The organism is Bradyrhizobium sp. AZCC 2262, assembly GCF_036924535.1.
GTDB lineage: Bacteria > Pseudomonadota > Alphaproteobacteria > Rhizobiales > Xanthobacteraceae > Bradyrhizobium.
Map to the genome: position 1 here is coordinate 1,724,456 of NZ_JAZHRT010000001.1, position 13,547 is coordinate 1,738,002.

Here is a 13,547-nt window from a genome sequence, read left to right on the forward strand (position 1 = left end):
TGTGCTCAATATCGGGATAATGGTGCTGCGGTGTACCAGTCTCAGTGTAGCAGTCTTGGGTTTGACGAAGCAGGCACCAAATGCGGATAAAGTTCTACGGCTGTTCCGCTACGTTTTTGGCCGTTATTTCGTGTGCGTCGCACAGCGCGATGGCGCAAAGCCTCACACCGTTCCGCTATGAGTCCCAGGCGCAACGCCATTGTCCGGGGGACACAATCGTCTGGCTCGATTTTGGAACAGGGCGCTATTACCTGAAAGGTCAGAGGCGCTACGCTTCGGGGTATACCGGCAGCTTCGTATGCAGGAATGAGGCTCGGAATAGCGGCTACCGGCGCTCGCCTTTTGGATTGAGGTAGGCCCGAACCGGGCTGCCGGAGGCGGAGCCAAGCGTTATATCTCCCGGGATATCTCCATTCCGAACGCGTACGGGGGCGCTACGCTGAAAGTGGTTTCTATGGGAGCTTCCGTACCAGATGGAGTGTCTGGGGATCTCGGCGTGGGGCGGGGCTGAAGCCGAATTTTCTGAATACTTTTATCATCGCGGCGTTTTCAGGCAAAACCTCTGCCGTCAGCTCGTTCAATCCGGTATCGCTTGCGATCTTGACGAGATGACGCATCAGGATCGAGCCGACGCCGCGGCCCTGCCATGTATCGATGACGACAAATGCCATCTCGGCCCGCCCTGGCTCGAAAACAATGTACCGGCCGCCGCCGACGATAACCTTGCGGCCGGCCTCATCTGCAAGCGCGACGATCGCGACATGATTTTTGAAATCGACGTCCAGGAAGAAGGTGCGCTCCTTGTCCGAGAAGTGACGCTTCATGACGAAGAAACGGCGCTGCAGCGATTGTGCGCTGGTCTTTCCGACCGCAGCGAGCATGTCAGCCTCATCCTCCCGCCGGAGCGCGCGGATTTCGATCTGGCTGCCGTCGCTGAGAAGCTCGCGTGCAGTGTAGTCGATAGCCTCGGACATTGGACCTCACGGGTCGGCAACAAGGGCCGCGGGATCGATCGGGTTGTCAGATGAGGCCCGTCCCGGCCTGCGGTCGCTTGATCTGGATCAAGACTATTGCGCGTGAGCGGCCGGTAATTTGATGACAGCATGCCCGCTCTCAGATGAAGGCGCCTCCTTGAAAACCCTTCGCCAGTATTTGCCCGGAGACGACGTCATCCAGCTTGCGATCCGGCTCGGATTGCTTGCTTTTCTGATCTATTGGACGTTCGTTCTGATCCGCCCCTTTGTGCCGATCCTGGCCTGGAGTATCGTACTCGCCGTCGCGCTCTATCCCGTCTTTGATTTCCTCTCCCGACTTCTCGGTGGTCGCTCGAGGCTCGCGGCGGCAATTCTCACCCTCATCAATCTCGCGATCGTCATCGGGCCGGCGACCTGGCTTGGCTTGAGTGCCTTGGACGGGGTGAAGGAGTTCGCCGGAAATTTGAGTGCCGGTAGCCTGATGGTTCCATCTCCGCCGGAGGGCGTCAAGAATTGGCCGCTGATCGGTCCGCAGCTTTACGAGCACTGGAGTCAGGCATCCAGCAACATTCGAGCGGCCTTGCGCGAGGTGGCTCCTTATCTGAAGCCGCTGGCGGGCGTTTTGCTGGGTCTTGCGGGCAATGCCGGCGTGGGCACGCTCAAGTTTCTCCTGTCTGTGGCGCTGGCCGGGTTTCTCTTTCCCTACGGCTCGCAGCTTGTGGCCGCGGGCAGGGGCTTTCTCTATCGCGTTGTGCCCGAGCAGAGCGAACATTTCCTGGAGTTGGGGGGCGCGACTATCCGCGCGGTATCCCAGGGTGTCATCGGCGTCGCAATCGTTCAGTCCTTGCTGGCCGGTATCGGCTTCAAGTTGGCGGGAGTTCCCAGCGCCGGCCTGTTGGCCTTTGCGGTCATGATCCTGACAATCGTGCAGATCGGCGCGGCAATCGTCCTGTTTCCCGTGATCATCTGGATCTGGACAGACAAGGATTTCACGACCGCGCTCCTGTTGACGCTGTTCCTGGTCTTTGTCGGCGTACTCGACAACATCTTGAAGCCGCTCGTCATGGGACGCGGCCTGACGACCCCGACACTCGTGATCTTCATCGGGGTGATCGGAGGAACGCTCGCGCATGGAATTGTCGGTCTCTTTATCGGGCCGATCATTCTCTCCCTCGCCTGGGAGTTGACGGTGGCCTGGATACGCGCTGATCGCGCCAAGGCGGAGTCGTTGCCCGGCTGACGGTCGAACGTTGACCTAAATCAACGTTCGAGGCTGCGGGGCTCCTTGAATGAACCGCAAGATAGCGAGGTCTAGTCATGTCGATGAACAATACAACGCCGCCGGGCGGTCCCATGTCAGGACTTGTTGCTTCGGCCGTAGAGTACATGATGGACGCGAGCCAGCGCAGTGTCCTGTTCCTGGACGTGTTGCGTCAGCGGGGCGATCAGTACCGGGAACACGTCGCGCAAACGGCGCCGCATGTCCTGCAATATGCCGCCGAGTTGATCATCGACGGCCGCAACCTGGATGAGCCGGTAAATTATGCGCTGGTGCGCATCATTCCGCCGAAAGACGTCGAAATTGATCTGAACCGGCGACCGTTCATCGTGGTCGATCCGCGTGCCGGCCATGGTCCGGGAATCGGGGGGTTCAAGGCGGACAGCGAAATCGGCGTCGCAATGAAGGCGGGCCATTCCTGCTATTTCATCGGCTTCCTGCCGGAGCCGATGCCAGGACAAACGATCGAGCGTATCGCGCGGGCCGAAGCGGCGTTCATCGAGAAAGTCATCAGCCGCCATCCGGAGGCCGACGGCAAGCCTTGCGTGATCGGAAACTGCCAGGCGGGTTGGGCCATCATGATCCTTGCGTCGCTGCGGCCGGAACTGTTCGGACCCGTTATCGTCGCAGGTGCGCCGCTTGCCTATTGGGCTGGCGTGCACGGCAAATACCCGATGCGCTATTCGGGCGGCCTGCTGGGAGGAAGCTGGCTGACGGCGCTGACGAGCGATCTCGGAGCCGGCAAGTTCGACGGCGCCTGGCTCGTGCAGAATTTCGAGAGCCAGAATCCTTCGAATACGCTGTGGACCAAGCAGTACAACGTCTACTCAAAGGTCGATACCGAGGCCGACCGATACCTCGAGTTCGAGCGCTGGTGGGGTGGGCACGTCAATCTGAATGCCGAGGAAATCCAGTTCATCGTCGATGAACTCTTCGTCGGGAACAATCTCGCCGCCGGCAAGATCGAGATGTCCGACGGCCAGAAGGTGGACTTGCGCAACATCAGGTCACCGATCGTGGTGTTCTGCTCCGAGGGCGACAATGTCACCCCGCCGCAACAAGCGCTGGACTGGATCCTCGATTGCTATGCCGACGTCGATGAGATCAGGGCCTATGGGCAGACGATCGTCTACACGGTCCACAAAAGCATCGGCCATCTCGGCATTTTCGTGTCCGGCGGCGTCGCCAAGAAGGAGCACGCGGAATTCTCCAGCAATATCGATCTGATCGACGTGCTGCCGCCGGGGCTCTATGAAGCGACGTTCGAAGCCAAGGACGAGGAGACGGCGAGTTCTGATCTCGTCGTCGGCCAGTGGGTGATGCGCTGCGAGGCGCGGACGCTTGACGACATCCGTGCCATGGGTGGTAATTCGCCCGAGGATGAGCGGCGGTTTGCCGCCGCCAAGCGCGTATCGGAAATCAATCTCGCGGCCTACCAGAAGTACCTCCAGCCCTGGATCAAGCGCATGGTGAAGCCTCAGGTGGCGGAGACGATGCGCAACCTGCATCCGTTGCGACTTCAATATGAAGCTTTCAGCAGCCGGAATCCGTTCATGGCTATGGTGAAGTCGCTGGCGGAGCAGGTGAGCGAGGATCGCAAGCAGGCCTCGACGGACAATCCCTTCCTGGCGTTTCAGGAACAGATCTCCAAGCAGATCGTCAACGCGTTGGACGGTTGGCGGGATTCGCAGGAGGCGCTCAGCGAGGCAACCTTCCTTGCGGTCTACGGTTCGCCTGCGTTGCAGGCGGCCGTCGGAATCGATCCGCAATCGGTCCCATCGCGCCGGCGGGAGATGTCTGCCGCGCACCGTGAAATGCTCCAAAAGCGGATCGCCGAGCTGAAATCCAGGATTGGCGACGGCGGCGTTCGCGAAGCGGCCATTCGCGGCCTGCTCTATGTCGGGTCGGCGAGGGGAACGGCAGACGAGCGCAGCCTTGAAGCGTTGCGCAACGTTCGCCGCAAGGACACCGGTACGCGATTGACGCTGGCCGAGTTCAAGATGCTGGTGCGCGAGCAATTCTTCATGCTTCTGCTGGATCAGGAAGGAGCACTGGCTGCGATACCGAAGCTATTACCGGATAATGCAAGTGAACGCCACGCAGCATTCACTGCGATTCGCGAAGTGCTGTCCGCGAGCGCCGCAATCTCGGGCGAAGTCGCCAGGCGTCTCAAGCGTATTGCCGAGCTGTTCGGCGTCGATCCGAACGAAATTTCGGATAAGGTTTCGAACGTCGCTCCTTTCGATCCCAAGGCGAAGGCATCGTAACGCTGGTTGGAAAGCCCCGAGCGACATGGTCGAACGCGTTGTATCGCCGCTTTGGCGGCTGCTCATGATCCTGCCTTGCCCTGGTTAGCATAGCTCTTGCCGAAGGCGGTCCGATAGATAGTCCAATACATTGCGCCGACGAGGCCGGCACCACCTACGATATTGCCGAGCGTGACCGGCACAAGATTGTGAATGATGCCCGTCATCGTGATGGCCGACGCGTCGAAATCAGCAGGAACATCGCCTGTCTGCGTCATCAACCAGGCCAAAGGCAGGAAATACATGTTGGCGACGCAGTGCTCAAAGCCGGCGGCTATGAAGGCGGAGACCGGAAATACGAGCGCAACAACCTTGTCGGTAACCGACCGGCCGGCATACGCAAGCCACACCGCCAGGCAAACGAGCAGGTTACACAAAACTCCCTTGAAGAATAACGTCACAGCGTCGGGTTGGATCTTCGCGGCGGCCGTATTCAGGATCGACAGGCCGACGCGGCCTCCGTTCATGTCGAGATGATGCGAAAGGAAGACCAGAACCACAAGTCCGACCGCGCCGATCAGGTTACCGAAATAGACGACGACCCAGTTGCGCAGCATCTGCCTGGTCGTCACATTCCCGCTCGCCCAGGCCATCACGATCAGATTGTTTCCCGTGAACAGCTCGGCTCCGCCAACCAGAACGATGACCAGTCCGAGTGAAAATGCCAGTCCGCCCATGACACGCGCCGCAGCGAAGCTCAGCCCCGGGTCGCTGACGATGATGGTATAGTAGAGCGCACCCAATCCAATGCTGCCCCCTGCGATCACCGCCAGCATCAACGAGGCCAGAAAGGGAAGGTTGGTCTTCTTGACGCCGACCTTCTCGACAGCCTCCTTGATCTCGGCGGGGCTGTAGGCATTCAAACTGAAGATAGGCGGTTGCGGCGGGGATGCCTGATCAGCCATGCCGTGTCTCCTGTGCCCCGGTCACCTAGCCGCCGCTGCCGCCAACCATGAGGAGCCCCACGATCTGCGCTGCGATCACCTTCACCAGCGTCATGGAAGGAAAGATCATGGCGTAGCCGATGTCGGGCCGTTCGGTGGGTGCCATCTTGGTCGAATAGACGAGAATCGCCGGATTTCCTGTCGCGCCGGAGGTCACGCCCACGAGATCGTCGTACGGAATTTTTAGAACGTAGTGGCCTACCAGCAAGACGATGGCGACCGTCGTCAGCAGGACCGCCATCCCGATAAAGAGCATCGTAAGCCCGGATTCTGCGACGGTTCGAACAAAGGGCTGCCCTGCGTTGACGCCAACCGTTGCAAGAAACATCGCCAGTCCGAAGTTTCGCAAGACGATGTTCGCCGGTAACGGCATGGTCCAGAGCATGGGGCCGGTGCGCCGCAATTTGCCAAGGATGAGAGCGACGATCAGCGGTCCCCCTCCGATGCCGAGCGTCACCACGCCGATACCGGGAATCGGAATCGGAATAAGCCCAAGCAAGACACCGAGGACCATTCCGACCCCGAGCGAGACGTAGCTGAATTCGGCCGCCGCCTTCACCGTATCGCCGAAGTGGCGCCGAATCTCCTCCTTGCGGTCCGGAGGCGTCAGCACCCCGACCCGGTCGCCGAATTCCAGCATCAGGTCCGGCGCCGGCACGAGGTCCGCATCATAACGACGGACATGCAATAAATGGGTTGGATAGCCGGTCGGCATGGGAAGATTGGCAAGAGGTATTCCGACCACGCCGGCCTTGCCGACAAAGACTCTGATGTAATCGAGATCGGCACGGTCGCTGGCCAGGCGGCCGGGCTCCAGTTTTCCAAGCGTGGCGGCCGCCTTGGCAATTGCTTCATTCTCCTCCGCGACCACGAGAATGGCATCTCCGGCGGTCAAGGCGGTATCGGCCGCAGGAACGATGTTGTGTCCGCCCTTTCTGACCATCGTGACCCGCACCCCGCTGAGCGCCGTCGTCAATTCGTCGAGTCGCTTTCCGGCATGCCTTTCGCCGATCGAAATTTCGCCCATGTGGAACCGCTGCGCCTTGGCCGGAAATTTCGGCTTTACGATCTGGGTCATGAAGTAAATGCACAGGATCGGACCGATGACCCCGAAGGGGTAGGCAATGGAATAGCCGATCGACGGATCCTTGTTCTTCATAACGTCGAGCGCAGCCTGGAGAGTAGCGGTGCTCGTCATTGATCCCGCATAGATGCCGAGCGTATGTCCGACCTTGATACCGAAAATGTGCCCAAGCCCTAGCGCAACGAGCAAGCCGGCCAGGCATCCGACAAGCGCCAGCAGATTGTACTTCTGGCCGGCACCGACCATGCCTTCGAAGAACTGCCTGCCGTAGAGGATCCCGATCCCATACAGGAACATGATCAGTCCCGTCAGCCCGATTGGCCCGGTGATCTGGGCTTTGGGTGCGAACGCACCGATGGCAAGGCCCACGAAAAGAACGGCGCCGACGCCGAGAGAAAATCCCCCGATACTGATCTGACCGACCAGGTAGCCCAATCCGATCGCGAGAAATGCCGTCAGTATCGGCTGGCTTCCGATGATCTCGCGAGCAAGGTCCAACATGTTTGTTTTCTCCCGGAGTCCTGTTGTCGGTTAGCGCACCCGGCAGCCTGCCGCGCGGAATTGCCCGATCACCCTATCCACCAGCTCCCGGCCGGCCGTCGGAGTATCGAGAAGCTTGTAGTCGAGCCCCATCGCCTTCCACTTGAAGGAACCCATCTGGTGGAACGGCTGCACCTCGACCCACTCGACGTTCTTCATCGGCGCGACAAAATGAGCGATGCCGTCGACATTGGCGGGGTCATCGCTCTCGCCGGGGACGAGGGTGAAGCGGACCCAGACCGGCTTGGACAGCGAAGCAAGTCGTTCCGCGAAACGCAGCGTTGGCGCGAGGTCGCGGCCTGTCACCCGACGATAGGTGTCGGGATCCGAACTCTTGATGTCGAGCAACACGAGATCGACGTTCGAAAGGTAGCTTTCGTCGGCACGATCCCCCAGAAACCCCGAGGTCTGAATGGCGGTATGCAAATCCAATTCCTTTGCACCGGCGAATATCCGCCGGGTGAACGCAAGCTGCACCATCGGCTCGCCGCCGGAAATCGTGAGTCCCCCACCAAGCGGAAGAAGTACAGGCGCGAAATCGCCCAGGCGACGGAGCACTTGATCGGCTGAGACGTATGTCCCGTCCTTCAGATGCCAGGTATCTGGATTATGGCAGTATGTGCAGCGCAGCAGGCAGCCGGAGACGAAGAGGACGACGCGCAGGCCCGGCCCGTCATATCGGGACGAGGTTTCGTAGGAGTGGCAATATCCGAACGCGCCCTGCTCATCCTTGAGCTGGCTTTCGTCTGGCGCGTCGGGCGAAATCCCCACCCGGAGGTCATGACGACTTCCGGGTTCAAGCGTCTGCACCGTCGACATCGTGGGCCTCGAAATCAGATTTGGCCGTGGAAAGTACGGCTGATCACATCTCTCTGCTGCTCCGGCGTCAGGCGAACGAAGTTCACGGCGTAGCCCGACACACGGATCGTGAGCTGCGGGTACTTGTCAGGATTCTTTATTGCGTCCTCGAGCTTCTCTCTGTCGATCACGTTCAAGTTCATGTGGAAGCCACCTCGCTCGAAGTAGACGTCGAAAGCCTTGACGGCCTCGTCCAGAAGCTGGCCTTCGGACAAATGCGCCTTTTGAGGAGCGATGGAGACGGTGTAGCTGATGCCGTCCTGTGCGTCCTTGTAGGGAAGCTTTGCGACGGACAGGCAGGAGGCGAGCCAGCCGTGGCTGTCCCGGCCGTGCATCGGATTCGCGCCTGGCCCGAACGGCTCGCCCTTCCGGCGACCATCGGGAGTATTTCCCGTAGCCTTGCCGTACACCACGTTCGAAGTGATGGTGAGCACGCTCTGGGTGTGCGTCGCGTTGCGGTAGGTGGGGTGTTTTCGTATCTTCCCCATGAAGCTGGTGACGATCTCCGACGCGATTTGATCGACCCGGTCGTCGTTGTTGCCGAATTGCGGCGTCGCCTTGTTCCCTTCGTTCTGATAGTCGACGACCAACCCGGTCGTCGCATCGCGGGCGACACGGATCTCTCCATACTTGATCGCGCTGAGGCTGTCGGCCACCACCGAAAGGCCGGCGATGCCGAATGCCATGGTCCTGAGAACGTCGCGATCGTGGAGAGCCATCTCCAGCCGTTCGTAGAAATACTTGTCGTGCATGTAGTGAATGCAGTTCATCGCGTGCACGTACGTACGCGCTAGCCACTCCATTGTTGTATCGAACTTGGCCATCACGTCATCGTAGTCAAGGAAGTCGCCCGCGACCGGCAGCGTCTGCGGGGCGATTTGATCGCCCGATACTTCATCGCGGCCGCCATTGATCGCGTAGAGCAGCGCCTTTGCGAGATTGACGCGGGCGCCGAAGAATTGCATCTGCTTGCCAAGACGCATTGCCGACACGCAGCAGGCGATGCCGTAGTCGTCTCCCCAGAACGGGCGCATCAGATCGTCGTTCTCATACTGAAGGGCGGACGTGTCGCGGCTGACCTTGACGCAGTAGCGCTTGAATGCCGCCGGCATTTGGTTCGACCAGAGAACCGTGATGTTCGGTTCGGGCGCCGGACCGAGGTTGTATAAGGTGTGCAGCATGCGGTAGCTGCTCTTGGTCACCAGGGCGCGCCCATCCAGATCCATGCCGCCGACGCATTCGGTCGCCCAGTAGGGATCGCCGCTGAACAGCGCGTCATAATCAGGCGTCCGCAGGAACCGGACGATCCGGAGCTTCTGCACCAATTGATCCCAGAGCTCCTGCGCCCGCGCCTCGTCCAGAACACCGCTCTTCAAGTCGCGCTCGATGTAGATATCCAGGAAACTCGAAATCCGTCCGATGGACATCGCCGCGCCATTGGCTTCCTTTATGGCGCCCAGGTAGGCGAAATAAGTCCACTGAAAGGCTTCCTGCGCATTCGCGGCAGGCTTTGATATGTCGCAGTCGTAGAGCTTCGCCATCGAGGCCAGGTCTTTCAGCGCGCGCATCTGTTCGGACAGCTCCTCGCGCGATCGAATGATTTCGTCGGTCGGCCACATGTCGTCGATCTGTTCCCGCTCGACACGCTTTGCCTCGAGGAGCCGGTCGACCCCATAGAGAGCCACGCGCCTATAGTCGCCGATGATCCGCCCGCGCCCGTAGGAGTCTGGAAGACCGGTAATGATCCCCGACCTCCGGCAGCTCATGATCTCCGGCGTGTAGGCATCAAATACGCCGTCGTTGTGCGACTTTCGGTATTTCGTGAAAGCCTCCTGAACGTGCGGATCGGGATCGAAGCCCGCGGCCTTGAGGCCAGCCTCCACCATCCGGAGCCCGCCAAACGGGAAGATCGCCCGCTTGAAGGGCTGATCGGTCTGTAGACCCACGATCACTTCGTTGTCGCGATCGATATAGCCGGCCTTGTGCGCAAGCAACGTCGAGGGATTTTGAGTATCGACGGCAAGCACTCCCTTCTTCCGCTCATCCGCGAAGTAAGGCTGCAGTTTTGCCCAAACGGCGTTTGTACGCTGCGATGGTTTTGCCAGAAAGTCCTCGTTTCCCGTGTAGGACGTGACATTCCGGACGATGAAATCGCGAACATTGATGGAGGTGGTCCAGTCCCCTGGCCGAAAGCCGCTCCAACAATCGCCGGCATCGGCTTGCTTCCGTAGAGCTGCGCTTCCCTTCATGGTCGATCTCCCAGTGGTTTTGGTTACTTTGACGCTGGCGTTCGATCCGGAACCGCCGCACTTTCTTGCCCGAGGCAACCCAAGGATCGGAGCGCCGGCTCTCCGGCGCTTGATCTATGTCAAACAAAGAAAACGACATCTCCCAAGCGAGGCTGCCCCCGGCGACGGGAGCTTTGGACACGCATTGCATTTCAATGCAGCCGGAGCGTCGATGTCGGACGGGCGTCAAGCTGGGATTGATGAAGGAAGACAAGAGGAGCCGAACCATTGACCTAGATCAAAGGTCGGCTGGTGAACGGCGCGCCTGATCCAAAAAAGGATCCGGAGCGACATCATGACCCCTATGCCAGCCAGTTCAGTGGAAACGCATTCAGCCAGCAAATATGACCGTCTGATCGCGGCGGCCCAAGCGGTGCCGCCGGCGCCGACCATTGTCGTGCATCCCTGCGATGAAACCTCGTTACGCGGCGCCGTCGACAGTGCGGCGGCCGGAATCATCCGGCCGGTATTGGTCGGACCCGAAAAGAAAATCAGGGAGACGGCCAGCAAATACGACCTCAACATCTCCGGCTTCGAGATCGTCGATGCCACGCATAGCGAGGCATCCGCCGCCAAGGGCGTCGAACTGATTCACGCCGCCAAGGGCGAAATGCTGATGAAGGGCAGCCTGCACACCGACGAACTGATGCGCGCAGTGACGGCGAAGGTGGGTGGCCTGCGCACCGCCCGGCGCATCAGCCATGTATTCGTGATGGACGTACCGGCCTATGCCGAGACCATTTTCGTCACGGACGCGGCGATCAACATCTTTCCGGATCTCGCAGCCAAGCAGGACATCATCCAGAACGCCATCGACCTCTACAACCAGGCCGGCTTCGGCAAGACCCCGCGGGTGGCGATCCTGTCGGCGGTCGAAACCGTCACCGCCATGATTCCGTCGACGATCGAGGCGGCGGCGCTGTGCAAAATGGCCGACCGCGGCCAGATCACCGGCGGCTTGCTCGATGGGCCGCTGGCATTCGACAACGCCATCGACATGGAGGCGGCGCGGATCAAGGGCATCAAGTCCGAGGTCGCAGGCCGTGCGCAGATCCTGGTAGTTCCCGATCTTGAATCCGGCAACATGCTGGCAAAGAATCTCGCCTACTTCGCCAAGGCCGATAGCGCTGGGATTGTAGTCGGCGCCCGGGTGCCAGTCGTTCTGACCTCGCGCGCGGATTCAGCCCGCGCACGGATGGCGTCCTGTGCTGTGGCGGGGCTTTATGCCCACGCACGACGTCAAAACGCTCCAACAGTCGCGTGATCGCCATGGACACGATCCTCGTCGTCAATGCAGGTTCCTCAAGCGTCAAGTTCCAGGTCTTTTCGGTCGAGGGAGAGGGGAAGCTACAACGGCAAATCAAGGGCCAGATGGACGGCATCGGCAGTCGTCCGCGGCTTCGCGCGAGCGGCCCGAGCGGTGATCCGATGGCGGATCGCGCCTATCCGATCGAGGCGGTGGCCGATGTGCCGGCCGCGATGGCTGTCGCAGGCGCGTGGCTGCGCGACGAACGCAGTATCACCCCTATCGCCGTCGGCCATCGCGTCGTCCATGGCGGGCCTGACCATGCGCGCCCGGTGTTGATTGATCACGGGGTGGTGGGGCGGTTGGAGCGGTATGTCTCGCTGGCGCCACTGCACCAGCCACACAATCTCGCGCCGATCAGGACGCTCCTGAACAATTTTCCGGCTCTGCCGCAGGTGGCTTGTTTCGATACTGCCTTTCATCGCGATCACGATGCGCTGGCGGACCATTATGCGATCCCGCACCAGCTCCATGCAGAAGGCATCAGGCGCTACGGCTTCCATGGCCTGTCCTACGAGTATATCGCCAGGCGCCTGCCGCAGGTTGCGCCCGACCTTGCCGGCGGGCGCGTGATTGTCGCCCATCTCGGCAGCGGCGCCTCGATGTGCGCGATGAAGAGTGGAAAGAGCGTCGAGAGCACCATGGGTTTTACGGCGCTGGACGGGCTCGCGATGGGAACGCGCCCCGGCCAGCTCGATCCCGGCGTGGTGCTGTATCTGATCGCGGAAAAGGGCGTCTCGGTATCGAAGGTGCAGGATTTCCTCTATCGCGACTGCGGCCTGAAGGGGCTGTCGGGCGTCAGCAACGATATGCGTGAACTCGAGACGAGCGCGGAGCCGCGCGCGGCGTTTGCGATCGACTATTTCGTCTACCGGGTCGGCCTCAACGCCGGCATGCTCGCGGCGGCGCTGCAGGGCCTTGACGCCTTCGTGTTCACTGCCGGGATCGGCGAGAACTCGGCCACGATCCGGGCCCGCATTGCCGAGAGGCTGGCCTGGCTCGGCGTCGTGCTCGATCCGGCGGAGAATGCCAGGCACGCCAGCAAGATATCGCGATCCGACAGCCGTATTCCCGTCTATGTCGTTCCTACCGACGAAGAGCTGATGATTGCGCAGCACACGCTGGCGCTGCTGATGAATCGGCAAACGCCAAACCAGAAACGCGAGAGAGTGTCATGAACATCCCGGTATTTCCCGAGACCAAGGTCGCGTTGAAAGGCAAGAAGGGGCTCGTCGTTGGTATTGCCAACGATCAATCCATCGCGTGGGGTTGCGCCAAGGCGTTTCGGGCGTTGGGCGCCGATCTTGCCGTCACCTATCTGAACGAAAAGGCGAAGAAGCATGTCGAGCCGCTGGCCAAGGCACTGGAGTCGCCAATCTTCATGCCGCTCGATGTCATGGTCGACGGCGAAACCGAAAAGGTGTTCGAGAGGATCGAGAAGGAATGGGGCCAGCTCGATTTCCTGCTGCACTCCATCGCTTTCTCGCCGAAGGGTGCGCTGCACGGCCGCGTGGTCGACGTCGACCGCGAGGGTTTTCAGAAGACCATGGACGTATCCTGCTGGTCGTTCATGCGAATGGCGCATCTGGCCGAGCCGTTGATGAAGAACGGCGGCACCATATTCACCATGACCTATTATGGCAGTCAGATGGTGGTGAAGAATTACAATGTCATGGGCGTTGCGAAGGCGGCCCTCGAGGCTGCGGTGCGCTACATCGCGGCCGAACTCGGTCCGAAAGGCATTCGCGTGCATGCCATCTCGCCTGGACCGCTGGCAACCCGCGCGGCGTCGGGCATTCCCGAGTTCGACGAATTAATGGACAAGGCGCAGTCGCAGGCGCCGACGCGCAGTCTGGTCAGTATCGACGATGTGGGGAAGGCGACTGCGTTCCTCGCGCTCGACGGCGCCAAGCTGATTACGGGAAGCGTGCTCTATATCGATGGCGGCTATCACATCATCGATTGAGG

General features: G+C 60.4%; 11 protein-coding genes. 6 read left to right on the forward strand and 5 right to left on the reverse strand.

Going from position 1 to position 13,547, the window contains the following annotated elements; genetic code table 11:
* Nucleotides 1-80: 80 nt before the first annotated feature.
* Nucleotides 81-356 (forward strand): hypothetical protein, encoded by a 276-nt coding sequence (locus tag V1283_RS08145; RefSeq protein ID WP_334385915.1) that lies wholly within the window; start codon nt 81-83, stop codon nt 354-356.
* A 96-nt stretch (nt 357-452) separates the two neighbouring features.
* Here the strand turns inward: V1283_RS08145 and V1283_RS08150 are convergent, their stop codons facing one another.
* Nucleotides 453-974: a GNAT family N-acetyltransferase gene (locus tag V1283_RS08150; protein ID WP_334385916.1), complete on the reverse strand. Its 522-nt coding sequence runs from the start codon at nt 972-974 to the stop codon at nt 453-455.
* A gap of 157 nt (nt 975-1,131) precedes the next feature.
* Here V1283_RS08150 and V1283_RS08155 point away from each other — a divergent pair, with 157 nt between their 5' ends.
* Entirely contained in the window at nt 1,132-2,214 is a 1,083-nt protein-coding gene (locus V1283_RS08155; protein WP_334385917.1) for an AI-2E family transporter, read from the forward strand.
* A gap of 77 nt (nt 2,215-2,291) precedes the next feature.
* The gene (locus V1283_RS08160) at nt 2,292-4,520 is read left to right on the forward strand and encodes a DUF3141 domain-containing protein (protein WP_334385918.1); all 2,229 of its coding nucleotides are present in this window, start codon (nt 2,292-2,294) and stop codon (nt 4,518-4,520) included.
* 62 nt (nt 4,521-4,582) lie between these two features.
* On the opposite strand, the gene V1283_RS08165 is transcribed toward V1283_RS08160, so the two are convergent.
* From V1283_RS08165 to pflB, 4 genes are read right to left on the reverse strand one after another with little or no spacing between them, the layout of a single operon-like run.
* Nucleotides 4,583-5,464: a formate/nitrite transporter family protein gene (locus V1283_RS08165; protein WP_334385919.1), complete on the reverse strand. Its 882-nt coding sequence runs from the start codon at nt 5,462-5,464 to the stop codon at nt 4,583-4,585.
* Between the two features lie 25 nt (nt 5,465-5,489).
* Nucleotides 5,490-7,088, reverse strand: a complete 1,599-nt coding sequence (locus V1283_RS08170; protein WP_334385920.1) for an aspartate:alanine exchanger family transporter — start codon at nt 7,086-7,088, stop codon at nt 5,490-5,492.
* Between the two features lie 30 nt (nt 7,089-7,118).
* Nucleotides 7,119-7,946 (reverse strand): pyruvate formate-lyase-activating protein, encoded by an 828-nt coding sequence (gene pflA, locus V1283_RS08175; RefSeq protein ID WP_334385922.1) that lies wholly within the window; start codon nt 7,944-7,946, stop codon nt 7,119-7,121.
* A gap of 14 nt (nt 7,947-7,960) precedes the next feature.
* The gene (gene pflB, locus V1283_RS08180) at nt 7,961-10,234 is read right to left on the reverse strand and encodes a formate C-acetyltransferase (RefSeq protein WP_334385924.1); all 2,274 of its coding nucleotides are present in this window, start codon (nt 10,232-10,234) and stop codon (nt 7,961-7,963) included.
* Nucleotides 10,235-10,568: 334 nt separating this feature from the next.
* On the opposite strand from pflB, the gene V1283_RS08185 reads away from it, so the two are divergent.
* From V1283_RS08185 to fabI, 3 genes are read left to right on the forward strand one after another with little or no spacing between them, the layout of a single operon-like run.
* Nucleotides 10,569-11,537, forward strand: coding sequence for a phosphate acetyltransferase (locus V1283_RS08185; RefSeq protein ID WP_334385926.1), 969 nt, complete (start codon nt 10,569-10,571; stop codon nt 11,535-11,537).
* A gap of 5 nt (nt 11,538-11,542) precedes the next feature.
* Entirely contained in the window at nt 11,543-12,757 is a 1,215-nt protein-coding gene (locus tag V1283_RS08190) for an acetate/propionate family kinase (protein ID WP_334385927.1), read from the forward strand.
* Nucleotides 12,754-13,545, forward strand: a complete 792-nt coding sequence (gene fabI / locus V1283_RS08195; protein ID WP_334385928.1) for an enoyl-ACP reductase FabI — start codon at nt 12,754-12,756, stop codon at nt 13,543-13,545. The genes V1283_RS08190 and fabI overlap by 4 nt, the downstream gene beginning before the upstream one ends.
* Nucleotides 13,546-13,547: the final 2 nt, after the last annotated feature.

Coding starts and splice junctions, on each gene's coding strand:
- V1283_RS08165 (WP_334385919.1), bottom strand. CDS start 5,464: ATGGCTGATCAGGCATCCCCGCCGCAACCGCCTATCTTCAGTTTGAAT.
- pflB (WP_334385924.1), bottom strand. CDS start 10,234: ATGAAGGGAAGCGCAGCTCTACGGAAGCAAGCCGATGCCGGCGATTGT.
- V1283_RS08170 (WP_334385920.1), bottom strand. CDS start 7,088: ATGTTGGACCTTGCTCGCGAGATCATCGGAAGCCAGCCGATACTGACG.
- pflA (WP_334385922.1), bottom strand. CDS start 7,946: ATGTCGACGGTGCAGACGCTTGAACCCGGAAGTCGTCATGACCTCCGG.
- fabI (WP_334385928.1), top strand. CDS start 12,754: ATGAACATCCCGGTATTTCCCGAGACCAAGGTCGCGTTGAAAGGCAAG.
- V1283_RS08150 (WP_334385916.1), bottom strand. CDS start 974: ATGTCCGAGGCTATCGACTACACTGCACGCGAGCTTCTCAGCGACGGC.
- V1283_RS08185 (WP_334385926.1), top strand. CDS start 10,569: ATGACCCCTATGCCAGCCAGTTCAGTGGAAACGCATTCAGCCAGCAAA.
- V1283_RS08190 (WP_334385927.1), top strand. CDS start 11,543: ATGGACACGATCCTCGTCGTCAATGCAGGTTCCTCAAGCGTCAAGTTC.
- V1283_RS08160 (WP_334385918.1), top strand. CDS start 2,292: ATGTCGATGAACAATACAACGCCGCCGGGCGGTCCCATGTCAGGACTT.
- V1283_RS08145 (WP_334385915.1), top strand. CDS start 81: ATGCGGATAAAGTTCTACGGCTGTTCCGCTACGTTTTTGGCCGTTATT.